The sequence below is a fragment of the Massilia pinisoli genome, from assembly GCF_024753285.1.
Lineage (GTDB): Bacteria > Pseudomonadota > Gammaproteobacteria > Burkholderiales > Burkholderiaceae_D > Telluria > Telluria pinisoli.
Genome location: NZ_JANUGW010000014.1, coordinates 37,239 through 63,438, shown reverse-complemented (window position 1 = coordinate 63,438; position 26,200 = coordinate 37,239). Strand labels below are relative to the sequence as shown.

Below are 26,200 nucleotides of genomic sequence, written 5' to 3'. Positions count from 1 at the left end.
TTCCATTCAAGGAGAACAGCATGACTATCCGTCTCATCGCCCTGTCGGCATTCCTGGCGGCCCAGGCCACGCAACTGTACTTCATCGGCTTCCTCCAGAACTGGACGCCGAAAGGTATCGATACCGGAACCGCAGCGAGCATCCCGCTTGCGGCCATCGGCAACTGCGCGCTGCTCGCCTTGTTCGGCCTGCTGCACAGCCTGATGGCACGCCCCGCTTTCAAGCAACGTCTGCGGCGCAGCGTACCCGCGGAGCTGGAGCGCAGTGTCTACATCCTGGTCTCGGGCGTACAACTGGCGATGATCGTCGCGTTCTGGACGCCGATGCCAGCGCCGCTGTGGACGGTCGATTCGCGATGGGGCATGCTTGCCGTACTCAGCCTGTTCGCGCTCGGCAATCTGTTGCTGATTTGGGCGATACGAAGCATCGATCAATGGCACTTCTATGGCCTGCGGCAAGCATTCTCGCCCGCGGCGCAGGAACCGCCGTTCTCGATGCGCGGCCCCTATCGCCATGTGCGTCACCCGATCCAGACGGGCTTGATCATCGCGCTCTGGGCGACGCCATCGATGACCGTCGGCCACGCGCTGCTGGCCGGCTTTCTGACAGTGTACGGCGTGATCGCGACCCTGTTTCTCGAAGAGCGCGATCTCGTCAATGCGATGGGCGACAGCTATTGCGCCTATCGCCGCAAGGTGTCTGCGCTGATACCGTTTTCGATCCTGCGCTCGCGGCGGTAACAGCTTTGAGCGGGGGTCGCTCAAGCCGGCTTGTCAATATTACCTACCGGACAACCGTGTCCTCGTCCGCCTCCAGTTCCTCGATAGCGCAACTACTGCGCGAAACAGATGCCGTAGCCGAAATACACAACACGATCCGGGCTGGCATGCCAGTCGAGTTAGCGCAGCGATAGGTCAGGGATTGAGCCGAGGCCCGTTGCCGTGCTCCCCAATCCCGACCGGCACACACGATCTGGCCCGAGCCGACAAAAGAAGGCGGGCGGCCGCGCCTTCGTCAACACCTCAAGGCCCCCCGCCGCGCTGACGCGCCAGACCGTATTGCCGACATCGTCCGCAACCAGGAGTGCGCCGCTGCGATCCATTGCCAGCCCGACCGGGCGCCCCTTCGCGTGGCCATTCGCCAGGAAGCCGGTCACGACATCGACAGGCTTACCAGACGGCTTACCGTCGTGGAACGGCACGAACACGACCTTGTAGCCGCTGGGCGGACTGCGGTCCCAGCTGCCGTGCTCGCCGACAAACGCCCCTTCGCGAAAGCTTGGCGGCATGGTGCTACCCGGGGTGTTGAAGACAAGACCAAGAGATGCCACGTGCGAGCCGAGCGCGTAGTCAGGCACGATCGCTTTGGCGACCAGGTCTGGCCGCTGAGGCATCACACGCGGGTCGACGTGCTGCCCGTAATAGCTGTACGGCCATCCGTAAAATCCGCCATCGCGCACCGACGTCAGGTAGTCGGGTACGAGGTCGGGCCCGATCTCGTCGCGCTCGTTGACCACAACCCACATGGCCTTGCTATGCGGCTCCCATTGCATCGAGTTCGGGTTGCGCAGACCACTCGCAAAGATACGCGTGGCACCGCTGGCGCGGTCCACTTCGAGGATATCGGCGCGGTTCATCTCGGCTTCCATGCCGTTTTCCGTAATGTTGCTGTTCGAGCCGACGCCGACGTATAGCTTCGTTCCGTCGGGACTCGCCAGCAGGCTCTTGGTCCAATGGTGGTTGAGCGCACCCTCCGCACCCGGCAGGTCGATGACCTTGGTGCCCGCGGCAGTAATTTTCGTATCGCCTTCGGTGTAGGGATAACGCATCAGCGAGTCGGCGTTCGCGACGTACAGATCGTTGCCGACCAGGGCCACGCCAAACGGCGACTTCAGGTGATCGAGGAAGATCGTGCGCTGCGCCGCCGCACCGCCGCTCGCCGGACGTATCAACGTGATCCGGTTTCCGCCTTTCTGTGCCGAGCCCCCATAGGCCTTGATCGGCCCCATGATGACGTCCTTGGGCCGCATCTTCGGCTGTTTTGGACCGTTCGATTCAACGACCAGGATGTCACCATTCGGGAGCGCATACACGAAACGTGGATGCATCAGTCCAGTAGCAAGCGCACTGATCTTCAGCGATGCCGGCACAACGGGGCTTTCGCCCTGTTTCCAACTGCCCGCCGGCGAGACTTTCATTGGCGGCAGCAGATAGTTCTTCAACGCCGGCAAGGTCGGGCCGGGGCCCTGCTGCGCTGCCTGCACCGCGGGATCGCCGTGGTCGCATGCAGCCAACAGACAGGTTGATGCGATGAGTGAAAAAAGCGTTGTCGTCTTCATCGCGTGCCTCCGGCATCGTTAGCGTACTGTGGACGCGGCCAGCCGAACCAGGTTGCCAGCAGCATCAGAACGACGACGATGATGGACAACGTGAGACCCTGCGGAACCACCGCCGTGTAGCCGTCACGGCTGTGAACGAAGGCATTGACGATCGACAGCAACAGCGCCAGGAGGCTCGCTGCGACGTGAAGTCCGGCAAAGCGCAGCCCGCGTACATGGCGCAGCCTGAACCAGGTCAGCAAGCCGGCGATGCCGGCAAAGGCGGCCACGATGCAACCGGCCGTCAGCAGCCACACCGAAAACGTCTCCCAGATGACGTTCAGGGTTTCCCAGTACGCCAGGTCGGTCAGCAACGCACCGACGAAGCACACGGCCGGAAACTGAACAAGAGTCGCATACACTGGTTGACTGGCCAGGCCAAGATGAGGGCGGACCAACCCTTCGGAGGCAGCGCTATGCATGGCGCACCCCGCTTAGGTTCTCAAATGTCGGGCACATGATAATTTCCGTCACGGATGATTGGAACCGACACGATATCGCCGCGCACAGATGCGGTCTGTGCTTCACTTCGCACTGATCCGGACTTGCTGTCCCTTCATTCGGTCGGCAGCATCCGCTTGAGCGTGCCATCATGGCGTACGACATGGTGGTAGAGCGCCGCCGCCGCGTGCAGGCCGACAAGCGCCAGCAATACCCACATGGCCGTGGCGTGCACGTCACCCGCGATAAGCGCCCAGCGCGCCTTCGGTGCGGCGATCGAGGGCAGCGTCACCAATCCGAACAGACTTACGTTCAGCCGGTGCGCAGACGCCGACGCCCATCCGAGCAAGGGGCCGACCAGCAGGATCAGGTAGAACAACCGATGCGCCAATAAGGCAACAAAGCGCTCCCATTCCGGCGCTTGCGAAGCCTCGAGCGGCACTGGATACATCAGGCGGTGGATCAGGCGCGCCGTCATCACGGCAAGTATCAGTACGCCGAACGAAAAATGCAGGCTGATCCAAGTGTCAGGCTGTGTATGCGGACCGATATCCGGCATTGCGAGCGCAGTGACGAACTGGATCGTGACCAGCAGGACGACCGTCCAGTGCAGCGCCTTCGCTGTCGGGGTATAGGCGACGGCTGGCTGATCGGACATATTGACTCGCAAGAGAGTTAGGTGTTGAAAGACTAACACGACAGGCATTTCGATGAGTTCCAGTTGAAACTCGCCATGGCATCGCACATCGTTTCTGCGATTTTGAACCGCAGCGGCTTTCCTGGACACCGGTCAACCGCAATTCGACCTTCGGTCCGGTGGGCTTAGCGGTAAAATGATGGCCCTCCGGTCCAAGTTGCCTGGTTACTACTGCCCTGAATTATGAACGTCCCACGCGAAATCAACGCCGCCGCAGCGGAGAAGCCGGCTGAACGCCCATCCGCTGAAAAACATACGCCCATGATGCATGGGTGTGTTCTCGAGTGAGAGCCCAGGATAAGTAGGGAAACCTACGCCAGATACTACGCCAGTGAAGCGCGGCAATTCGCCGATTACCACAACGTTCATTTGCAGTACTAGCGCAACACGCTCCGCCTTCTTTGCACCATAGGCTCAGGCGAACAAGATAAACGATTTATACTATTTATCCTTTTTAAGCACGAGTTTCGAGGATAGACTATATCGTCAGTCAGCTGCACGCCTGCCAGGAAGCGGCGCCTGGCGAGGGGTATGAGCTGCTGCCGTCCCATCGAATCGCCCACGGATGCTACAACTTGTATTGACGAGTCGGCCGAGGCGGTCCCGCGGGCGGGACCGCCTTTGCCCTTTAGTACGTGTAACGCAGGCTCAAGCGGAAGCTGCGGCCCGGCTCGAACCAGGCGCGGGGCATGTTGCCGATGCCCTGCTGCTGCGTCTGGCGCACGACCATGTCCGTCAGGTTGCTCGCCGAGAAGTTACCCGAGACGTGCTCGTTGAACCTGTAGTCCATGCCAAAGTCCAGCTGGCCCGTCGCTTCCTGCCAGGTCGGCAGGCCGAAGCCCACGTCCCTCGCCGGGCCACCGTTGTTCACGGTCTGGCGAGCCGGATCGGCACTGGTGGCGTTGTCACCGCCCGTGCCGTTCGCACCCACGCCCTGCAGGAAGCGGCTGCGCCAGCTATAGGCCAGGCGCGCAGACAGCGGGCCGCGGTCATACAGGAACATGAGGTTGTACGCGTTCTTCGACAGGTACAGGATCGGCAACGACGTGAACGGCAGACCGTTGGTGTCGCAACCGTACAGGCTCAGCGAGCTGTTGTTGAACGATCCGTTCGCCGGGCAATACTTCTGGGTGAACGGATGGTACAGGCTCTGCTTGCTGTCGATGTACGTGTAGTTCGCCGAGATGCCGAAGCCCTTGGCCCAGTCCGGCAGTATGCGGTCCAGTCCCGGCACATTGTTGAAGTAGGTCTGGCCAGCCAGTTCCAGGCCCGTTACCGAACCCTTCGCGACGTTATCCGGACCCGTGATCAGGAACGCCTGATCGTTGCCCGCCAGGCTCTTGTAGTTCCTGGTGAATGCCGTGTTCAGGATGATGTCACGCACGTTCTTGCGGAACAGGGCCATGGTCAGCGACGAACCGTTGCCCGGATACCATTCGAGCGTCCAGTCGAAGTTGTTGGAGCGGACCGGCTTCAGGTAGGCGTTACCCCTGTCCCAGCCCGTGTAGCTGACGTTCTGGATTTTGCCAGCATCGGGGCCGTTGCCCTGCACCGTCGTAATGTTCTGGTTCAGATTGACGTACTCGTTCAGGTTGTCGAACGGCGGACGGTACATCGACTTGGCGAACGCGAAACGGGTTTGCAGCTTGTCCGTCAGGTCGGCCTTCAGGTTCAGGCTGGGCAGCACATCGACGTACTGCTGCGACGCATTCACCGGATCCTTGATCGGGGCGAAGCGCGGGATCACGTCCGATGTGTTCGAGCCATAGTTTGGAGTAAAGATCGTGTAGCCGTGGGCCTCGCTACGCGTGTGGACCACGCGCACGCCGATGTTGCCCTCGACGGGGAAGCGCAAGTTGTCGAAGCCGAAGCGCAGTTGACCGTAGAGGGCTTCGGTGCGTTCCTGCTGGCGGCTGGTCTGGGCCGGATCGTCGTTGTAGACCAGCGGTTTCCAGTCGCCAGACGCGTTCGAGCAATCGTCGTTTCTGCCATAGTAGTTGTTGGCGTCCTGGCACTGCATCTGCAGGTGCTGCTTGATATTCGCATTATTGGCCAGGTTCTGGACAAAGGCCGGGTCCGGCACCACCATCGCTGGCACTTGGGGAACCTTGCCATTGAAGAAGGTCGGGAAGGTATACAAGGTTGTCTTCACGAGGTCGCCGTAGCGCGGATCGCTGAAGTAACTGTAGTTGGCGCGCGATTGCTGACGGTCTGCGACCAGCGGCAGGGTGCCCGGAACCTTCGTATTGTTGACGGCCCACGGCTCGGACCAGCTCCTCCAGCCGCCGTTGCCGCCGGAGGCGTCGTTGCGGACCGCCGTACGCTTGGTCAGGCGCACGCCAAAGCGCAGGTCGCGCAGCACGTCGTCGTCGAAGTTGAAACGCGCGTCGGTCTTCCAGGCATACAGGTCGCCCTTTGCCTTGGTCATCGACGGCATCATGAAGCTCATGAAGTAGTTGTTGCGATCCGCCAGGAAGGCGCGGTCGGTGTCATCGAACGTCACCTTCGGCAGATTGCCCGACAAGTCGATGCCGATGTTCGGCACGAACGTGCCCACGGTCATGTTGTTGCCCTCGGCGCTGTTCGTCGCATGCACCCACTGCGCGTCGTTCTGGATCGCCCAGCGGTCGTTGATTTTCCACTTGAAGTTCCAGGCGATCTCGCGCGTCTGCGACTTGTTGGAATCGATGCCGGTGTCGGACTGGTAACCCAGGCCGCCGGCCGCGAACTGGTTCGCCCCCCCGCCGCCGATCGGGTAAGTGTAGAGGGCTTTCTGCAAGATGCCGTTCTTGTCGTACACCGGATTGACCGGTACGACGAGGTACGGCGACTCGACGGCCGTGAACGTGGCGTTCTCGACGTTGGCCGACCTGTAACCGGTGTGGAAGTACGTCAGGGCCGATTCCATGCCGTTGTTCTTCCACTGCAACGCCCCATAGACACCGGCACGGTCGACCTGGCTCGTGTTGGTGCGGAACGACGCGGACTTCGGTATCCAGACGGTCTGGTCGGCAACGAGGTTGGTGCGTGGGAAATACGCATCCACCTGGACCGTATCGTTATGGGAGTTGGTGCGGTTGGCAGACAGGTCGATCAACGCGCCCCATTGCCCGGTGCTCGTATTCCAGCGTTTCGACACCAGGGCCGACAGGCCCGGCGACTTCTTGCTGCCCAGCGCGTTGTAGTTGCCGTTCATCGACAGGGCGACCTTGCCGTCCTTGTAGTCGAACGGCAGCGCGGTACGCAGATCCACTTGGCCGCTGACGCCGCCTTCAACCAGCTCGGCGGGCGGATTCTTGTGCACGACCACCGCGGACATGAGTTCCGGCGGGATGTCGCCCCAGCTCAGTTCACGGCCCGGATAGCCGGCCGAGAAGGATTCGCGACCGTTCAGCGTGGACGAACCCCAGGTCAGGCCACGCACCGAGATGCCCGAACCTTCGACCGAGAAGTGTTCCGGGTCGCCGCGCGAACGGTTGCGGTCGATCGTCACGCCCGCGACGCGCTGCAGCACCTCGGTGATCGACTTGTCCGGCAGTTTGCCGGCTTCTTCCGCAACGACGGCGTCGACGACTTCCTCGGCGTTCTGTTTGAGCTTTTGCGCCGACTGCATGGCGGCGCGCTGGCCGCTCACGACCACCGTCTGCGTCGCCGAGTCGTCGGCCGGCGCGGACTGCGCGTGCGCCGCACCACCCCAGACCAGTGCCGCCTGCGCCACCGCGATCGACAGCGCGGTCATCTTGATCGGTTTCCTCACGACCTTCGTCTCAATTCTTGTCATTATCTATGTCCTCTTGTATATGCCTTGTTGCCACCGCGCCGGGCGGTGGCCGTACGTCGTCATTGGAAGGTGATGGGTCCGGTAAGCGTGCCCCGGGTCCGGAGGGTAGTGGTCGTTCCCGAGAGCACCTTGGTGACGTTCACGCTGTCCGCTGCGAAATCCACCTTGACGATCGGGTAGTCCTGCAGCTCGTTCCAGAGATCGAGCCCGGTCATACCGCACGCATCGCCGATCGTGAAGGTCCTGAGATTGATGCTGTAGTCGGTGGGGGCCGTGGATGCCGGGGTGAATGGCGCCTGCAAGGTTACGTTGCAGTCCTTGGTTTTGGGGTTGCCCTTGTCATCGTTGCCGTCCGGCACCATCGCGTGGTGACCCAGGATCAGCTTGACATAGGCCTTGTTGTTACCCGAGCCGAACCAATCTTGATCTTGCGTGAAGTTAAATTTGATCACCGACTGGGCATCGATATGCAGACCGGCCCACGTATCGGCGCCCTTGGCGAGGTCACTCACGCCAGGAGCCAGCGCGAACATGTCGAAGCCGCCGCCGATCCACCTGCCATCCGGGGCTGTCGCCAGCGTGGCGTCGAAGTTGAACGTGAAGCTGCTGCCATCGGCGGCAACCGTCCTCGTACAATGGCCAAATGCGCCCGATGGATCCGTGCCTTCGCACCACCAGCCGGTCTCGTTGGTACCTGCGCCTCCGTCGATGCGGCCGTTCTCGTTGGTATGCGACGTGTCCCTGTAGCCGCTCAGGAACGTCAGCGCAGCCGCCTGGGCGGTGCCGATCGGGATGCTGCGGGTGATCGTGCCGGGGGCATAGATATCGTCGATTACCTCCGCCTTGATGCTGCACAGTCCATCGCCGACCTTGGTCATCGTATTGCCGCTGACCGTGCATACCGTGGGCGTGCTGGACGTAAAGGTAACGGTTTTGCCTGCAACGCTGGACGTCCCGACCAGCGGAAATGGCGTCGAATCCAGCGGCAGCGGCCCCGGATTGCGGAAGGTCACCATCTGCGGCCGTTTGGGAATGCCGAAAAGCTGGTTTGCCGTAGCCGGGGCGTAGCCGCTGCCGCCCGCCTGGTTGGCGCTCACCGAGCACTCGCCCGCCTTGATCAGCGACAGCGTAGCGCCGTTGACGGTGCAGATATCCGGCGTATTCGACGTGTAGGTGACTTCGCCACCGCCGCTCGCCGTCGCCGTCAGCTGGACGGTCGCGACGTCGGGTGGGATGGCGAGCAGCTGTCCGCCCGGGAACGGGAACGAAACGGATTGCGCTTTCGTGCCGTCGCCCGATCCGCCGCCGCCGCCGCCGCAGCCGGCCAGCAACGTGGCGCAAGCCAGTCCGACTGCCGTCAGCTGGAATCTCATGGTATGTCTCCTCATTGGAATGTCCCTTTCTTTTTTGCTCGCTGAAATTACTTGGCACCGGCTGGGCCGATGACAAGAAAAAATTGATCCCTGCCCGCTTCGCTCCGCGTTCGCGGCATGGACGATGCTCCGGGTCAAGGATGTATGGACTGGCACTGCCTCGCTGTCGTTATGAAATCGTTTTCAAAAACGCAGGAAAAACAGCGCGCGAGTATGTGCACGAGGCCGGCGATGGAAAGGTCCGCGGGCCGCTCGCGGCCGCATTCAATGGGGTTGAGGTGCACGACTTGTCTCCCTGCTTTTATTATCGGTACCGGTCAATCAGCTGCTTCGATGGCGCTGTATTGACATGTTTTGATCTTTATATATTTAAAACAACCATCCTGAACGCCAAGCATTCCGAAACGTCCACGGTTGCGTTTCGCTTCGCTTACCGGCTGATCGCGGCGCGACTTGCCCCCGCACGCGTACGCCAGTGCCGGGCGGCTCCCAAAAAAAGGGGCAGCCAGAGCTGCCCGGTAAAACCGCTGCGGAAACCCGCCACGGAGGAGATGTGAAGGCAACGATTGACGCGATCGTCGGCGCACAGGCCCGCGGCGCCTCGCCACTTGCGTCTGCGGCCGGGAGGCGGTTGCGGAACCCGACCCATGTGTGAAGCATAGGCCGTCCCTCATGAGCACCGATATCGCCACGAATCGAATTTCTTGCAAACCGCAGAAATTGCAAGCAATGTTGACCACAGCAAAAATCCGCCGTGGCAGCTGGAGTCAGGTCGGGCAAGCGGGCGGGAAGAAATGGCTGCCATGCCACGGTCCAGGCGTGGAAACGTCGTGGATCGGCCGGCGACATGAGCCTGGCAAGCGTGGGATGGCCAACGCGCGTAATCGATAGCGTGTTATTACCCGGCTCACGCAGCATGACGATCCATTCACCCGAGCCGTAGCTGTAAATCCCCAACTTGTGCAATTTTTCGCATATTGCTAGCAATTTCGGGGGAATCGATAACGGCCGCCGCGCAGACCTGGCTATGTTGGCACCTGGCCGAAAAAATATTCAAGGCCAACGGAGAATTTGTCGGCTGGGCGGCCTGATCGACCGGGGCAGTAATAACGCAGTCCGCGACCGAGACCTCCTTGCGCTGGTGAAGGACTCAATCCGGTAAGCTGCCGCATGCACAATCACATGACAGGCTGCGCGGCAGTTCGCCACATCGTGAGTGGCTTCCGGCGGATGCGGTTCGGCTCGGCGCGTTCTTCGCCGAACCGATTCGGTTTGCTGGGTTCAGTTCCCGGTCGTGCACAGCCCCGCCAGCGAGACACGCCCCCAATTCAATAGAGAGACGATGCGACTACTTTCAATGACCGTGATGCTGGCTGCCTTGCTGGTTTGCGCGCCTGCCCTTGGCGTCGACGAACCCAAACAACGCCTGATTGTCCTCACCGATATCGAGGCCGATCCCGATGACAGCCAGTCGCTCGTGCGCCTGCTTCTATACGCGAACCAGATCGATATCGAAGGCATCGTGGCCACGACCTCTACGCATCAGAAGTCGCGCATTGCCCCGGAATCCATCCATGCGATCATCGACGCCTACGGCCGGGTACAACCCAACTTGTTGAAGCACGAACCGGGATTTCCGAAAGCGCAGGCGCTCAATGCCGTGGTGCGCTCCGGCTTGCCGGTCTACGGCATGCAAGGTGTCGGCGACGGCAAGGACTCGCCGGGATCGGACGCCATCATCAAGGCCCTGGAGAAAAGCGATACGCGTCCCCTGTGGGTGTCGGTCTGGGGCGGTGCCAATACGCTTGCTCAAGCGTTGTATCGGATTAGCCACGACAGGACACCGGAGCAGACCGCTCGCCTGGTGAAGAAGTTGCGCGTCTACACGATCTCCGATCAGGACGATTCCGGTTTCTGGATACGCACCCGGTTTCCCGATCTGTTTTATATCGTCAGTCCCGGCGGGTATGGCAATGGCACTTGGACTGGTATGCACGCGACCGAGCCTGGCTTCGACAGCACGGAAGTAAGCAACGACTGGATCGCCACGCATATTCAACAGGGGCATGGGCCGCTGGGTGCGGTGTATCCGGATGTTTCTTTTGGCATGGAGGGCGATACGCCATCCTTCCTGTCCTTGATACCGAACGGCCTGAACGCACCCGAGCATCCGGACTGGGGCGGTTGGGGTGGGCGCTACGAGTACTACACGCCTGCGTTGAAAGATACCAATCCGGAAGGCTTCACCGGCAACGTACCTGTATTGCAAGAGCCTCATGCCATCTGGACCAACGCCGTGGATAGTTACAGGCCGATGGTCCACAGCGACTTTGGCCGTACCGTGCACGCCGACGACAAGGTCTCCACCGGGTACAGGACCACCATCTGGCGCTGGCGCAAAGACTTCCAGAACGATTTCGCAGCTCGAATGGAGTGGACCACCAAGCCATACAAGGGGGCGAATCATCCGCCAGTCGTAAAACTCACCCCTGGCGATCGGCTGACCGTCAAATCCGGCGAGGGCTTCATGCTGAGCGCGGCCGGCAGTTCCGACCCCGATGGAGACAGCTTGAGCTACCTGTGGTTTCAGTATCCCGAAGCCGGCAGCTACAAAGGGGAGATCAAGCTCGGGTATGCGGAAAACCACCATACCGTTTGGGGGCAGGCGCCAGTGGTAAGCAAGGCGGAGACCGCCCACTTCATCGTCAAGGTGATCGATAAGGGTAGTCCGGCGCTGACGCGTTACGGACGGATTATCGTCACTTTCGTGCCGTCTGCGCCCTGAGCATCCTACACGGCCTTTGGAGAGACAGTTGCAGCCCGTTTCCGGTGCCGCAACTGTCATTGGCTACGTCAGGGGCATATCACTCAGTTGGTGTAGATCAGACCGCGACCGACGCCACTGAAGTAGATGCGCCCATAGGTGTTCCAGTCACCCGCCATCGCCTCGATGCCACCGTACTGGTGAGTATCATCGTTGTATCGCGCCCAGGTCGCACCGGCATCGTCGGAGTGGTACAAGCCCCAAACACCATTCATCGTACCCACGACGTAGATCGCGGCCGAGTATGGGCTGCCTACCTGTGCCTTGCCGAGGGCGATCACGCTGGCGCCATGCAATTGGCCCCGCGAGCCGTCGGCCCCGACCGTCGCGAAGCCGTTCAGCTTGGTCCAGGTCGCCCCCGAATTGGTCGAGCGGTACACGGCGTTGCCGTCGGCCAGCCACAGGTCGCCCTCGACATTGGGGTTGACCACCATCGACGTGAGATCAAAGCTGTTGTGGTACAGGTTCGCCGACACCGAACCCTGGCTCAGCGTGAAGTTGTGGCCGCCATCAGTCGAGACGTAGACCCTGCCCGCCGGCCCCCAAAATGCGCCACCCGAATCGTACGCATAGACCTTGTTCGGATTCTTCCTGTCGGCGACCAGGCGATAACCGTTAGCCCAGCCGCCGGGGTTTGCCGGCGCCGGCAGGTTGGTCGCGGTCCAGCTCGCACCATTGTTCGTGGTATAGGATGGCACCGAGCCGGACGGCGCCCAGATCACGTTGTTGCGAGACGTGGTCACGATACTCCCGTTGTCGGAAGAGTTGGCTGCCGCGCCGGCAGGCAGGGTCGCGAAGTTCGACCACGAGTTACCGGCGTCGCCGGACCAGAAGCCGAAGACGGCTGAGGTTGAGTTGTTGAGGCCGGCACCGACGATGTAATTCGGATCAGACCACAGCACGTCGGCGTAGTTACCATTGTTCCATGTGGCAAGAGGACCCCGGGTCGGCGTCGTCGCGAGATCCGTCTGGACCCATGTCCCGATGTCGCCCGCGCTGTTGACGAACTTGTACGGCGCGCCGGCCGGCGGCGTGACGACGGCCAGCGTGGCGGTCTCCTCGAGGTTGTTGTTCGGGAAGTCCCAGCTCGGCGTGGCCGACGACGCGTTCCAGGTTTCCCAGACGCCGCCACCGGTGACGTGCATGATATGGTCGCGGTTGGCAGGATCAATCTCGATGTCGTCGATCCAGCCCCAGAACTGTCCGCCGTAATGCAGCATGTCGCCCGCGATTTCGCGCCAGGTGCTGCCGCCATTGTCGGACAGCTGGACGACAGGGCCGGCGGAGCTCCAGGTCCCGGTTACGGCCAGCGCGATACGGGCCGTCGAGCCCGTGCCGTACACGGACACACCGCCGTAGCCGCCGCCGGTCGTGAGGCTGGAGAGCTGGGTCCAGGACTCGTTGCCGCTTACGCCACCGAACTTGTAGAGGTAGCTGGTGCCGCCGGCGCCCTCGCCCGCATTTTGGTTGAATACCACATAGTACATGCCGTCATTGGCACGCACCATGTGCGGGATGTAGTAGCCGGACACGTTCGACGGGACCGACACCGGCGTCCACGAAAAGCCGCCGTTGACGGATTTATACAGGGTCGAGGTCAGGCCCGCCACCCGGCCATAGTCCGGTGCGACCGCGGCATACATGATCCAGGTCGTCGCTCCGCCACCCACGTTCGAGTTGTCGAACATGATCTGCTCGACGCCCTTCACGGCGCCGATAGACTGGACCTGGGCGTACGTGAGCGTGGTGGTCGACAGACTCGTCTGGGTCCACGTCTGACCGGAGTTCGTGCTCTTCCACAGGCCGGCCGTGCGCGAGGCGTAGAACATCGTCGACGGATTGGTGGGATCGAGCTTCAGGCGTTCGCCGATGGCCCGGCCGCCTTCATTGCCGCCCACCGGGAAAGGCAGGTCGTAGTGCGTCCAGGTGAGGCCGCGGTTGCTCGATGCATAGATGCGGCCGCTCACCATGTCGCCGCTGCCTCCTTTCGTATACATGCCGGTGACCAGGTAGACGAGCTGGTCGTTGGTCGGATCGAGGCCGATGCTTTCGACGCCGTGGAACTCGCTCTCGCCCCCATTGAAACCGACACCGTCGGTGATGGGTGTCCACGACCCGTTCGAATTATTCCAGCGGTAGGCGCCGCCGATGTCGGTGCGTGCATACATGAGACCTGGGGTCGTCGGATGGAAGACGAGGCCGGTGACGTAGCCGCCACCGGCCCACTTCACGCTTGTATAGCTGGTGGCCGAGCCGGTGGTGGCGGCGAGGGCCAGCGCGGTGCCGGATGCCCCGAGGGGCGTGCTGCCTCCGCTGCAACCGGCGAGCAGCGCCGCGAGCAGCGCCGGGACGATGGCGTTGTACTTCTTGTTCATGATGTCTCCTCTAGAAGGAATGGATTGAGGTGCTCCGGTACAGAACAACGTAGTCCCGCCGCGCTGGCCCTGCCGCCGTGCCGGACCGGCGCAAAGCGCGCGTTCTGTGTCGGGGTCGTCGGCCGACGTCACGTGGTGATGTCTTCCATCACCCGACGCGCCCAGCCTCGCCTCGACATGTTTTTATGTCGTTAAAACCCATCGAGATCGAGCTCCGGCGGCGACGCCGCAATAGGCCGGATTCGCCATGCCACACAGCCTGAAGGCAGCAGCGGCGTCAATCATTGGAGAAGCTGGCTGCAAAAAAACACGCCCGATTCAGCGCATGTACTGGACGGACGTAGGGTCACTCTCCTGCGCCGCGTCAACGATGCTGCAGTCCGCACTTTCCAGACCAGCCTTGGCGGCATTGCGCTTGAAGCTCAGGATCGCGTCGTGCACGCTGCATCCCAGCTCCCGGCGAAACTGGGCGTCGAGCGCAGAGCGCGAGACGCCCACGTAATCGGCCACCTGTTCGGTCTTGATGCCCTGGCATGCGTATTGGCGGATGAAGTGGCGCGCACGCCTCACGTTCGGATGCTTGATCGGCTGGTACTGGCTGGACGCGTTCACCTTGATGCCGGCCGGCGGCACAACGATCGGCGTGTTCGGCGGGCGCACCCCGTGCAGCATCTGCTCGATCAGCTGGGCTGCCGCGCGCCCGATCTCCTGCGCACCGTGGACCACGGAACTGAGCGGTATGCGGGTGAGCCTGCGCACCAGCGGGTCGTTGCCGATGCCGATGATCGCCACCTGTTCCGGCACTTCGATGTTGGCGATGATGCAGGCCTGTATCAGCTGGCGTGCACGCGCGTCCGTGACGGCGATGATGCCAACCGGTTTGCGCAAGCGGCGCAGCCAGTCAATCTGACCCAGGACCGCCTGGTCCCACGAATGGGCGCTCGTTTCGCAGCCGCGGAATATCTCCGCTTCCACGTGGTCGCCCGCCATCAGGCTGCGGAAGGCATTCTCGCGCTGCTGCGCCCAGCGGTTTTCCTCGGTGGCGGGAACACTGAACATGGCGAAACACTGCAGGCCGACATCGATCAGATGCCGGCGCGCCAGTTCGACCAGCTTGATATTGTCGGTCGCTACATAGGGCACACCGGCCGGGTAATTGGCCGGGTCGGCATAGGAACCGCCAACCGCGACCACCGGTACGCTACAGCGCGACAACGCTGCTGCCACAGCCGGGTCATCGAAATTGGCGATAATGCCGTCGCCTTGCCAGCGCTCGATGTCGGACAGTCGCAATCGGAAATCTTCTTCAACGAAGATGTCCCATGCCGCGCGCGTACTTCCGAAATAAGCGGCAATGCCTGCAATGACTTCGTAATCGAATATCTTGTTCGCGTTGAATAACAGCGCGACACGGCGTACTTTCGTCGCGTCCATGTTACTTGTGTGCTTGAAAAGCATTTCCGAGACTTCCACAGTTGCGTTTCGCTTCGCTCAGGCAGCAAGGCTCAACAGCAGGGCTGCCGCCTTTATCTTGCTTCTACGGCCGAGGGCTGTAGCGGAATCCGGCCCATCTATGAAACATAGGCCGTCCCTCATGGGCACTGATATCGCTGTCTATCGAATTTCTTGCAAAACGCAGAAATTGCAAGCAATGTTGGCCACAGCAAAACCGTCGCAGATCGGCCGGCGACGTGGGGACTGGCAAGGGGTGGGATAGTCGGCGCGTCCGCGCCCGGCGCGAGCGCTGGACGGCAGTGGTTCAGCCGCGGTATGCAGCCTGTTCCGACGGGGCGCTGCCGGCGGGCTCCTGCTGCTGGGCGGCCAGCATCCGGAATGACTTCGGCGTACAGCCAAATTCTTCCTTGAACAGCTTGTTAAAATAAGGAACATTCGCATAGCCAACCAGATACGCGATTTCCGACACGGCGGCGCTGCTTTTTTCGGCCAGCAGCCTGGATGCCTCGGTCAGCCGCAGTTTATTCACGTAACTGGTGAATGTCATCCCTAGTTCGGATTTCAGCACTTCATTGATTTTGTAGCGGTTCGCGCCGGTAGCTTCCACCACGGCTTCCAGGTCCAGTTTGGGGTCGGTATAAGCGCTGGCGATATACCGCAAGACCGATGCCTTTTCCTTGTCCTTGTACGGCTCCAGGGTTAACTGGCGATAGGCCACCAAGGGCAAATTCGTTTTCATTTTTGAATCCACGCTAGCCAGCAACGCGCGGGCATGGGCCAGGAAAAACCATACACCAAATGCCACCCAACCACCCAGGATTATGACCACCAGCGCGGCCAAATAGCGGTAATCGCGGCCATGCAATGTCAGTTCGCTGATTTCAATATAAGCGTCGACATTGCGTGGGGTGGCCGTGCTGGTGCCGAACATGATTTTGGCGACCTTGTCGAGTTTATAACCCTGACGCGCCAAGTCCTCCTTCACCGTAGGAAACCACCATTCGGGAATAACCAGCCGAGCCAGGTCGAGGGTCACCGGCACGCCCTGTTCACTGCAGGAAAAATACGTTCTAGGTGGTCGGTAAGTCTCGAACCGGCCTGGCTTGGAGACTTTTTCGTCGAAGGTGGACACCTCGAACATCAAGGAAGTGGCCGGTGCACATTTGGCAACGAAGGTAATGGTACGGAACTTCGACCAGTCCTCGTGGATCTGCTGTCCTTTGTCATTATCGACGACCATGTCCGCGGCGACAAAAGGATACGCGGCCGCATCCGCCAGTTTGAAGTCGAACCGCAGCCGGTCGCGCGACGTGTCGTGCAAGCGAACGGACGACGCTCCGCCAGTTGCGACATCGGAATACGTTCCGAAATGCCACTGATTGCCCCCGCTATGCGCCGGCAACAGCGTCTGTGTCGGAAAGGTCCGGTAAACAAAAAAGACCGCCAGCAGCGCGTCCACGACGAGCAGCGCAATCAGCGTCAGTAGCGCCTTCTTATAGAACTCTTGCATATAGGTACGGTATTAAACTGCCTCGGCGCCAGACGTGTCCACGGCTACGGTCCCGGCATCATAACAGGCGAAATATGGACGATCCCAAGGATTTTTGCAGCGGATCAACGGAGTCCGGCTCCCCATGTCATGCAAATCGGTTCTTGAGTGAGCTGTTGCGTAAACCGAAACCTTCCATGGCTCCCGCGGTCAATTTCACTGTGGCCGGGATTGCTTGCAATTCCTGCGGTTTGCTAGAAATCCGATTGGCAGCGATATCGTTGCGCATGGTGGACATCCTATGCTTCAAGCGCGCACGCGTTAAGCAGTTGAGCGTGTGGAACGCAAACTATAAACATCTACATGAGGATAGGATTCGAGATGAACACCAAACGCACGGCGCAGCTCGTGTTAGGGACCTTGCTGGGTGCCGCCGCCTGCGGCAATAGCTGGGCTCAAAAGGCTGAAGGCCTGGCCAGGACCCCGCAAATGGGCTGGAACAGCTGGAACAAATTTGCCTGCGAAATCGACGAGCGCCTGATCCGCGAGACCGCCGATGCCATGGTCAAGAAGGGCTTGAAGGACGTCGGCTTCCAGTACGTGAACATTGATGATTGCTGGCAAGGCCAGCGCGACGCCGACGGCAACATCCAGCCCGACCCCAAGCGCTTCCCATCCGGCATGAAGGCGCTGGCGGACTATGTGCATGGCAAGGGGCTCAAGCTGGGCATCTACTCGGACGCCGGCGCGACCACCTGCGGCGGCCGTCCCGGCAGCCGCGGCTACGAGTATCAGGATGCGCGGACCTATGCCAGCTGGGGCATCGATTACGTCAAGTACGACTGGTGCAATACCCCGAGCATGAGCGCTGAAGCCGCATACACCACGATGCGCGACGCAATCGCCAAGGCGGGCCGTCCGATGGTGTTCAGCTTGTGCGAATGGGGCATGAGCAAGCCGTGGGAGTGGGCTGGCCAGGTCGGCCATTCGTGGCGCACCACGCCCGATATCTACAACTGCTTCGACTGCGAATTCAGTCCCGGTCTCTCGACTGGTCTGGGCGTGCTGCGCATCCTCGACAGGCAGGCCGGCTTGCGCAAGTTCGCAGGGCCCGGCCACTGGAACGATATGGACATGCTCGAAGTGGGCAACGGCATGAGCGAGGATGAAGACCGCGCCCATCTGTCGATCTGGGCCATGATGGCGTCGCCCCTCATCCTGGGCAACGACCTGCGTTCCATGTCCGAGTCGACCCGCCGCATCCTGACCAACCCCGGCGTGATCGCGGTGAACCAGGACAAGCTGGGTGTGCAAGCGCTGCGCGTCCTGGCCGACGGTCCATTGGAGGTCTATGCCAAGCCGCTCGACGGCGGCCAGTGGGCACTGATGTTCCTGAACCGCTCGAACCAGGCTGCCGACGTTCACCATAACTGGAAGAAGCAAGTCCTGATCGATGACATGAGCAACCGGTCGGTCGATTTCAAGCAGACCGTCTACCGCTGGTCCGACCTGTGGAGCAAGAAGACGGGCGACACCAGCGCCACACTGGAAGCGCGGCTGGCGCCGCACAGCGTGCTGATGCTGCTCCTGACCGGTCCAGCGAAACCATAGGGCGCGCCCGACCGCGCGGCGCCAGCCGCGCGTTGCTTCTTGAGCTCGTGGCCATGCCGCACCGCAGACTGTGGTCACGCCACGCGCTCGTACACCTGCGAAGACGGGTACCCGCCCGGCATTCGCCACGTGGCGACCAACAATCTTCGAGCTGGCGTACGATGACCGCGCGGGCGCTTGACCACCGGGCGGGGTCCAGGCCACCGCGGACATGAGCGCCATGGTCGGGATCGCAGTCCTGGCGGCCTATTTGGTCGACAGCACCAGCACGGTCACCGAATACGGCGCGAAGCTATAGCTGAACTGCTTGCCAAGCCCGCTCGCCTTGCTGGTCACCGGCACCACCTTGGCCGGCTCGGCGATGGTGTTGGTGTCTTCCTTCTGCGCCGAGCTCAGTACGATCGCCTTTCCTTCGGCAGCCACCTTGGCGGCACCGGCCAGGTCGACCTGCACCGTCTGCGCACTGCCGATCGCGTTGACGACCTTCAGGTAGATCTCGCCGCGCTGCTCCGATCTGGTCGCGGAGAAGAACATCGTCGGCACGTCCCTCGCCGGCGGCAGCACCTGCGGCGTCTCGTCCCGGGGCGCCTCCTGCCAGGTCTGCGTACTGACTTTTTGCGCGGTCACCGGCAGCGACACGTTGCCCAGGTAATTACTGAACATCTTCTGTACGTGGTAGGACGGCGAGCCGTAGCTGCCTTGCGCGTCGTAGCCGACGAGGTTGTATCGCCACTGCACCCCGCCCGGGTTCACGTTCACCAGCAGCGGCGCGTAGCAGGACATCTCGACGACGTCGGCATTGCGCTCCATCCCGGTCATGAAGGCGGCGTCGGCCAGCGCGGCGTGCAGGTCGGTGGTCGGCTCGCCCTCCTGCGCGGCCCACTCGCCGATGAACACTTTCGGCCCCTTGCGCTCGTAGCTGTCGTAGCGCGCGGCGTCGTGCATCATCTGCAGCGGCGTGTAGTAGAAATGCTCGTCGACCAGGTCGGGCACCCGGCTGGTCACCTTCTGTTGCTGTCCCAGCCAGTCCTTGCCATTGACGGTAGAGATCAGCTTGAGCTGCGGATACTTCGCCTTGATGGCGTCGTGGAACTGGGTGTAGCGGCCGTCGTAGGTCTTCTTCTTGTCGAAGCCGTCCTCGTTGCCGATCTCGACGTAGCGCAGCTTGAACGGCGCCGGATGGCCGTCCTTGGCACGTTGCGCGCCCCACTTCGTGCTCACGTCGCCGGTGACATATTCGATCTCGTCGAGCGCTTCCTGCACGAAGGGCTGCAGCGCCGGGCCTGCGGGAACGTTCTCCCCGTTGAGCGCGTAACCGGCGAACACCGCCAGCACCGGCTCGGCCTTCATGTCCTCGACCCACTCGAGAAATTCGAGCAGGCCCATGCCGTCGGACGAGCGGTATCCCCAGGTGCCGGGATGGCCGGGGCGCTGCGCGATCGGACCGAGCGTTTCCTTCCACTTGAAGCGGGTATCCACGGTCACGCCCTCGACGTAGTTCCCACCCGGGAAGCGCAGGAAGCGCGGCTTCATGTCGACCAGCTTCTGCATCAGGTCGACGCGGTTGCCGTTCGGCCGGTCGTTGTAGGTCGGCGGGAACAGCGAGACCTGGTTGAACCATATGGTGCCCGGGCTTTCGGTGGCGATCACGAGGCGCGCGCCAGTGGTCGGTTTGACCTTGGCGCCAGTGGTCAGGGTGACGCTGTAGCGCTTCCATTCGCCGTCGATGCGGCCGCCATCGGCCTGCGCGTACACGGTCTTGCCGTCCACGCCTTCGATGCTGACGGTCAGCGGCACGCCGCCGGCGCCGGCCGTTCTGGCGTAGAAGCTGGCGCGGTAGCGGGTGTTCGGCTTGACCGGAATGCCCCAGTAGCCGGCATTGGCGATGCCGACCCGGTGGCCCTGCGCGGCGCGCGCGGCGTCGAGCCGCAGGCTGGTGGTCAGCGCGGTGGCGGGGACGGGAAAGCGGTGGTCCAGCGCGATCGCGGCGCTGCCACCGGCATCCTGCACCACCGACCAGTGGACCGGCGCCTTGTCGTCGTCCTTGAAGACGCGGTTACGCACCAGCTCGGCGTACAGGCCGCCATCGTAGGAGTAGTTGATTTCCTCGGTCATCAGGCCGTACAGGGTCGGGCTGACGGGAATGCCGGGCTTGGAGAGGTCGATCCTGACGGCGGTCTGCGCCGTCGCCAGCGGCGCGATGAGGGCAGCCAGCGACAGCAGATAGGGGGCGCGGAAGCGGCGTTGCGCGACCGGCATGCCGGCGCCGGGCGATGGGATGATCGAGTTCATGGGAGCCTTGTAATGAATTCGCGCCTGCGGGGCGCTTTCTTTTATGGATGTTTGCGACATATACACCGCGAAGGCGGTGACAAAAACGAAGGGCCGGGCCTCACAACGGGCGCTGCAACCATCCGCTATGCACCATGCACGCCATGGAACGGACACGCATGTCCCTCCGCCCTTCATGCGATTGTGAGTGCGGCAGGTTATGGGGCTGCGCCTTTCACAAGCGCATCGAGGAGGTTCGGGTCGAGGACTGCATTATCGTTGCCCCGGTCGATCAGGCCGCCCACGTCCCAATAGAACGGCAGCACACCGTTGGCCACTGCCGACTTGGTGACGTAGTTTATATAGTAGATGCGCGACTTCTTATGCAGGGCCAGTGCATCGCCCGTCAGATTGGTACGCAGCATCGCGGCATACTCGCCGAGCACCACCGGAATGCCTTTGTCGACAAACTGCTGCCTGATCGACGAAAACTGCTGATCGACATAGGCCTCTTCCTGCTTGTCGGGGTTGTGGGCGGTGTCCGTCGTCGAATGATTATCCTTGCCCCAGTAATAGAATGCATTCCCATACCATTCATCTTTATCCAGCAAGGTAAATTGCCAGGGGTAAAAGTGCACCTCGTACATCAGCTTGCTGCTGACGGTGTCGGTCGGCATGGCCGTCCACATCTGCGCTGATTTATCGATGTCCACGGACGGTCCTTGCACCACCAGGACGCGGTAGGCATTCTTGCCGCCGGTGGCGCGCACCGCGTCGATGAACGTCTGGTGGTAAGACATGAGCACCGGCATCTGGTCGGCCGTCTTGACAGCCGGCTCGTTGGCGCCGGCAAACATCAAATGCTCGTCGAAGTCGCGCATTTGTGTGGCGATCTGGGTCCAGAACGCCTTTTGCTTTTGATTGACTGCTGTTTGCTTGTCCGGCACGACGTTGCTTTCGAGCCAGCCGCCGTCCCAATGAATGTTCAGGAGCACATACATCTGGTTGTCGACGCAGTATTTGACGACTTGCTTGACCCGGTCCATCCAGGCCTGGTCGATCTTGCCGGTCTGCTGGTTGGCGTACTGGTCCCAGGCGACCGGCAGCCGGATGGCGTTGAATCCGTCCGCCTTGGCCGCCTTGATCATCGCCTCGGTGATCAGGGGATTGCCCCAGGCGGTTTCTCCGCCGATGGCCTCCATCGTGTTTCCAATATTTAGCCCAAGACGAATCTTGCTGGCGAGCTGGACAGCGGTGCTGCCCATGCCGGTTGCATCGGGCGCGACGGGATTCTGGTTGTAGTCGGGATAGAGCGCCGCGTCGGACGTGGCCGGAGCCGGTGCCGTTGGGACTGGCGTCGTCGCGGCCGGCGTGGTTGGCGCTGGCGTCGTTGCGGCCGGCGTCGGCACCGCCGGTGTCGTACTGACCGTCGTCATGCTGGCTGGCGCCGCGGTGCCGGCCGAGCCGCCGCCACACCCGACGTTCAATAACAGAACCGCAATTAATAAAAATGCACGGCTGAGCTTCATGGTTACCTCGAAATATTCATGCTGACAAATTGCCCTTTGACCTCAAATGTTCTTTTCGGCCAAGTGCCAGCATAGGATGCTCCACGCCGCGACCGCTGAACTTTCCCTGAAAATGGTATGAGTGTGCGAATAGTTGCAAGACTTGGGAATTTACTTCTACGTGTAGTCCGTCATGTCGCGCCAAACGGCGAACAGCGTCCAGACGACAAAACTTGTTCGATGGTCAACTTTATCCAGCGTGCTGCGCCAGTGAGCTCCACTCTCGAACCGGGACGAGTCAGTCGTGGTGTCAGCGGGAAGGTCGACGGCAGCATTTGCATTCGAGATGAGCGCCCCGGCCGGCGCAGCAACTGGAGCCGAACGCACTGGACATCGGTCTAGAGGGTGTGTCAGCGCCGCAGTGACAGAGTGCATCACATGCTGTACATTGCGAGACCTGACGACTGCCGCCGCGCCGGAGACCGGCGGGCTCGCCGCTGTCTGCCATCCAACTTTTATTGATATGCACGCGTTATATTCAAAGGCATTGGTTCGGCTAGTTCTGCTGCTCGGTTTGACTATCCTCGTCGGGTATCTGTGCGTCAGTCGCAGCAATCACCGCGAATCCTTGTTTGAGCAAGACGATTTTTCCTGGCAGCTGCGGAAGGCGAACAACAGCAACGGCGCGACCACCAGCGTGAACGCGAAAGTCGATGCCGGGCGCCTGATCATGGAATACCTCCTGTCAGGCAACGCCCCCTATCTCTATGCGTCGACCGGCCTGGTCTTCACAGACCGCAACGGCAAGCCTACGTTGCTCGACTGGTCCCGGTTCGACAAAATCAGTTTCGAGGCACGCTGCTTCCCCGCCGGTACGATCCGGGTCGGCCTGACCACGTTCGATGACAAGCGGTCCAAACCCGGTGACCTGCTGACCTACCGCTCGCCGGCGGCATACGTCAACTGCAATCCGGACGGGGCCAAGGTTGAACTCGACCTTGCGCATTTGACCATTCCGCAGTGGTGGCTCGACATGAACAAACTCGATCCGTCCGACTTGGGTTATTCGCTGGCCAAAGTCGCGCAAATCGAAGTCAGCACAAGCAATGTCAGCCCCGTCGGCATCCCGTCGCGTATCGAAATCGCGACAATTGAATTGCACGAACGGAAATACGGCTATCTATATTCTTTCGCCGCGTTCGTAATACTTGCTTGGGGTGGCTTTGGGTTCTGGTTCGTCAAGCAGTACGCGGTTGCCCTGGCAAATGACCTGCGCGCGCGGATGCAGAAAGACCTGCCGCTGGTGGCATACCAGCATCTGGCGCTGGAGTCGCACCGGGAAAAGGAAAAATCCGCCATTTTAAAATTGCTGGCGACGCGTTATGCGGATTCAGAACTGGATCTGGAAACCTTGGTATCGGAAACCGGGGTGAACCGCAATAAGGTCAACGACATATTGAAGGCGGAAATGGGATATACCTTTACCGGTTACCTGAACAAACTGAGACTGACGGAAGCATCCCGCCTGTTGGTGGAGAATAACAGCGCCGGCATCGCGGAAATCGCCTATTCGGTCGGCTACAGAAATCCCTCGTATTTCATCAAGCTGTTCAAGGAAGAATACCAATGCACGCCCAAGGCATTCCGCGAAGTGTGCAAAAAGGCGCCGCGGAACCCGACGCCGTAAAGCCCATATTTCGCACGCTGCGCTGAGCGCGGCCGCGTTCACGGGTTCGCCTGCCGATTGCCACCGAGCCGCGCGTGACGCCGTACCGCAAACCAATGGTGACGCAGCCTATGTCCAGGACGCAATACGGCAGGCTCCCCCATGCCCAATGCTGGGCATATGCGCGCCGCAAGATGGTCGCGGCAAAGATCGTCGAACCGGCACCTGCCGAATGCCGCGCAACTGATCGGTCTGCGTGCCGCTTCAGCATTCCTAATTCGGTGCGATATGGCGCGTCATCGCGCATCACCGGCACTGGGCGGGCTGATCGCAAAAAACGCGAGGAAGCAGGCGCCGAAATGGCGCTAACGGTGAAGATATTACAAGAGTGCAGATCATCGCATTGATATTGCGCTTTCTTGCATTGGACGTCCGGCAATGGCGGCGCGGTCGCTGGCGCGCTGTCGGTGAGCGGATCGAAAGGCGGCCCCGTTAAGCGGCCAATAGCAAAATCTGCACGAGTACGCATGCCGGCCGTGCAGAATCTTTGCCGAACGCTGTCGCGGCAGGCAGCGGCGCATTTTGGCGTGTCGTTTTGTCGAAATATTTGGGCTACACTCCGCCGGTTTGCTGGCCTGTCATTGCACAGCATGCCCCGCCTCCACGCCACAGCGCAGTCCGCAATGCTGGCGGGTAGCGACAAAAAACGGAGAAGACATGAGTGTAGTGAAGCGCAGCGTCCTGGCGCTTGCAATGCTGGCGACTGCGCCAGTGTTCGCAGCCGTGACCATCAACATCGATCCGGCCAAGCCCGGCGCCGTCATCAACAAGAACATCTATGGCCAGTTCGCCGAACACCTCGGCACCGGCATCTACGGAGGCTTGTACGTCGGCCCGAAGTCGAGCATCCCCAACACCAAGGGCTGGCGCAACGATGTCGTCGGCGCGCTCAAGGCATTACATGTGCCCCTGGTGCGCTGGCCGGGCGGCTGCTTTGCCGACACATACCATTGGCGCGACGGCATAGGCCCGCAGGACAAGCGCCCGAGCAACGTCAACGGGGACGGCGTAGACGAGATCAACGCCGTCGGCACCCACGAATTCTTCGACTTGATCGACATGCTGGGCGCCGACGCCTACGTCAACGGCAACGTCGGTACCGGCAGCGTACAGGAGATGTCCGACTGGGTCGAGTACATGACTGCGGACGGCGGCTCGCCGCTGGCCAGGCTGCGCGCCCAGAACGGGCACGACAAGCCGTTCAAAGTCGCCTTCTTCGGCATCGGCAACGAGTTGTGGGGCTGCGGCGGCAACTTGAAGCCCGACTACTACGCGAACCTGTACAGCAATTACGAGAATTTCCTGAGAGCGCCCGACAAGTCCAGGCCGAAAATGATTGCCAGCGGCGGCAGTGGCTTCGACACTGCGTGGACTGATGTCCTGAGCAAGGAACTGAAGCGCCGCACGGTCGGTATCAGCGTCCATCAGTACACCATCCCGACCGGCAACTGGAGTGTCAAGGGCAAGGACATCGGCTTCAAGGAAGACGAGTGGATCTCGACCCTTGCCAATACCTTGAAAATGGACCAGCTGATCAAGGACCATGTGGCCGTACTGGACAAGCACGATCCCGAGAAGAAGATCGGGCTGATGGTCGACGAGTGGGGCACCTGGTATGACGAAGCGGGCGCCCGAAGCGCCTTGTTCCAGCAAAACTCCCTGCGCGACGCGCTCGTGGCGGCACTCAACTTCCACATCTTCCATGATCACGCGGAGCGGGTCCCCGTGACCACCATCGCCCAGATGGTCAATGTCCTGCAGGCGATGGTCCTGACCGACAAGGAGAAGATGGTCCTTACGCCGACCTACTACACGTTCCAGATGTATGTGCCGTTCCAGGATGCCAGGTCGCTGCCGCTGGCGATCAAGGACAACACCAGCTACACCTTGGGCGCAACGACCATTCCGGGGATGAGCGCTTCAGCGGCACGTGCCAAGGACGGCAAGATGTACCTGGCACTGGTCAACACCGATCCGCACAAGGCGGTCGATGTCGCCGTCGACGTCGCCGGCGCGAAGGTAAAGGGTGCGGCCGGCAAGGTACTGACCTCGGCCACGATGGATGCACACAACACGTTCCAGAATCCGCAGGTCATCAAGCCGGCGCCGTTCAGCGCGCGTGCCGAGGGCGGCAAGCTGTCGATCAAGGTGCCTGCCAAGGCCGTAATGGTGGTCGCTTTGGAGGAGTAAGCGCCGCGCGCAAGCGTCACATGATCACCTTCGGCATGCACGATGGCACCGATGTAGCCCATCCTGAACCGGAGTGGCAGCA

17 protein-coding genes are annotated in these 26,200 nt (G+C 61.3%); 6 read left to right on the top strand and 11 right to left on the bottom strand.

Going from position 1 to position 26,200, the window contains the following annotated elements; genetic code table 11:
• Positions 1 to 20: 20 nt before the first annotated feature.
• On the top strand, positions 21 to 740 hold the full coding sequence (locus NX784_RS18385; protein ID WP_258818148.1) for a methyltransferase family protein: 720 nt from the start codon (positions 21 to 23) through the stop codon (positions 738 to 740).
• Between the two features lie 158 nt (positions 741 to 898).
• On the opposite strand, the gene NX784_RS18380 is transcribed toward NX784_RS18385, so the two are convergent.
• The 5 genes from NX784_RS18380 to NX784_RS18360 form a co-directional block, all read right to left on the bottom strand.
• Positions 899 to 2,338 (bottom strand): PQQ-dependent sugar dehydrogenase, encoded by a 1,440-nt coding sequence (locus NX784_RS18380; RefSeq protein ID WP_258818147.1) that lies wholly within the window; start codon positions 2,336 to 2,338, stop codon positions 899 to 901.
• Positions 2,335 to 2,799, bottom strand: coding sequence for a DUF2231 domain-containing protein (locus NX784_RS18375; RefSeq protein ID WP_258818146.1), 465 nt, complete (start codon positions 2,797 to 2,799; stop codon positions 2,335 to 2,337). The genes NX784_RS18380 and NX784_RS18375 overlap by 4 nt, the downstream gene beginning before the upstream one ends.
• Positions 2,800 to 2,933: 134 nt before the next feature.
• Positions 2,934 to 3,476, bottom strand: a complete 543-nt coding sequence (locus tag NX784_RS18370; RefSeq protein ID WP_258818145.1) for a cytochrome b — start codon at positions 3,474 to 3,476, stop codon at positions 2,934 to 2,936.
• Between the two features lie 667 nt (positions 3,477 to 4,143).
• Positions 4,144 to 7,296: a TonB-dependent receptor gene (locus NX784_RS18365; protein ID WP_258818144.1), complete on the bottom strand. Its 3,153-nt coding sequence runs from the start codon at positions 7,294 to 7,296 to the stop codon at positions 4,144 to 4,146.
• Between the two features lie 59 nt (positions 7,297 to 7,355).
• Positions 7,356 to 8,669, bottom strand: coding sequence for a hypothetical protein (locus NX784_RS18360; RefSeq protein ID WP_258818143.1), 1,314 nt, complete (start codon positions 8,667 to 8,669; stop codon positions 7,356 to 7,358).
• 140 nt (positions 8,670 to 8,809) lie between these two features.
• Between NX784_RS18360 and NX784_RS18355 the strand changes: the two genes are divergently transcribed.
• Positions 8,810 to 9,226 (top strand): hypothetical protein, encoded by a 417-nt coding sequence (locus tag NX784_RS18355; RefSeq protein WP_258818142.1) that lies wholly within the window; start codon positions 8,810 to 8,812, stop codon positions 9,224 to 9,226.
• 800 nt (positions 9,227 to 10,026) lie between these two features.
• The gene (locus NX784_RS18350) at positions 10,027 to 11,454 is read left to right on the top strand and encodes a nucleoside hydrolase-like domain-containing protein (protein ID WP_258818141.1); all 1,428 of its coding nucleotides are present in this window, start codon (positions 10,027 to 10,029) and stop codon (positions 11,452 to 11,454) included.
• Between the two features lie 83 nt (positions 11,455 to 11,537).
• Here the strand turns inward: NX784_RS18350 and NX784_RS18345 are convergent, their stop codons facing one another.
• From NX784_RS18345 to NX784_RS18330, 4 genes are all read right to left on the bottom strand, one after another.
• On the bottom strand, positions 11,538 to 13,868 hold the full coding sequence (locus tag NX784_RS18345) for a dockerin (protein WP_258818140.1): 2,331 nt from the start codon (positions 13,866 to 13,868) through the stop codon (positions 11,538 to 11,540).
• 318 nt (positions 13,869 to 14,186) lie between these two features.
• Positions 14,187 to 15,302, bottom strand: coding sequence for a DNA-binding transcriptional regulator (locus tag NX784_RS18340; RefSeq protein ID WP_258818139.1), 1,116 nt, complete (start codon positions 15,300 to 15,302; stop codon positions 14,187 to 14,189).
• A 325-nt stretch (positions 15,303 to 15,627) separates the two neighbouring features.
• Positions 15,628 to 16,833 (bottom strand): helix-turn-helix transcriptional regulator, encoded by a 1,206-nt coding sequence (locus tag NX784_RS18335; protein WP_258818138.1) that lies wholly within the window; start codon positions 16,831 to 16,833, stop codon positions 15,628 to 15,630.
• 127 nt (positions 16,834 to 16,960) lie between these two features.
• Positions 16,961 to 17,101 (bottom strand): hypothetical protein, encoded by a 141-nt coding sequence (locus NX784_RS18330; protein WP_258818137.1) that lies wholly within the window; start codon positions 17,099 to 17,101, stop codon positions 16,961 to 16,963.
• Between the two features lie 92 nt (positions 17,102 to 17,193).
• On the opposite strand from NX784_RS18330, the gene NX784_RS18325 reads away from it, so the two are divergent.
• On the top strand, positions 17,194 to 18,423 hold the full coding sequence (locus tag NX784_RS18325) for a glycoside hydrolase family 27 protein (protein ID WP_258818136.1): 1,230 nt from the start codon (positions 17,194 to 17,196) through the stop codon (positions 18,421 to 18,423).
• 246 nt (positions 18,424 to 18,669) lie between these two features.
• Here the strand turns inward: NX784_RS18325 and NX784_RS18320 are convergent, their stop codons facing one another.
• On the bottom strand, positions 18,670 to 20,715 hold the full coding sequence (locus NX784_RS18320) for an alpha-L-arabinofuranosidase family protein (protein ID WP_258818135.1): 2,046 nt from the start codon (positions 20,713 to 20,715) through the stop codon (positions 18,670 to 18,672).
• Positions 20,716 to 20,912: 197 nt separating this feature from the next.
• Entirely contained in the window at positions 20,913 to 22,223 is a 1,311-nt protein-coding gene (locus NX784_RS18315; RefSeq protein ID WP_258818134.1) for a glycoside hydrolase family 5 protein, read from the bottom strand.
• 427 nt (positions 22,224 to 22,650) lie between these two features.
• Between NX784_RS18315 and NX784_RS18310 the strand changes: the two genes are divergently transcribed.
• Positions 22,651 to 23,889 carry a helix-turn-helix domain-containing protein gene (locus NX784_RS18310; RefSeq protein WP_258818133.1) on the top strand — a complete coding sequence of 413 codons (1,239 nt, stop codon included), beginning with the start codon at positions 22,651 to 22,653 and terminating at the stop codon, positions 23,887 to 23,889.
• Positions 23,890 to 24,585: 696 nt separating this feature from the next.
• Positions 24,586 to 26,118 (top strand): alpha-N-arabinofuranosidase, encoded by a 1,533-nt coding sequence (locus tag NX784_RS18305; protein WP_258818132.1) that lies wholly within the window; start codon positions 24,586 to 24,588, stop codon positions 26,116 to 26,118.
• The last annotated feature ends 82 nt before the right edge of the window (positions 26,119 to 26,200 follow it).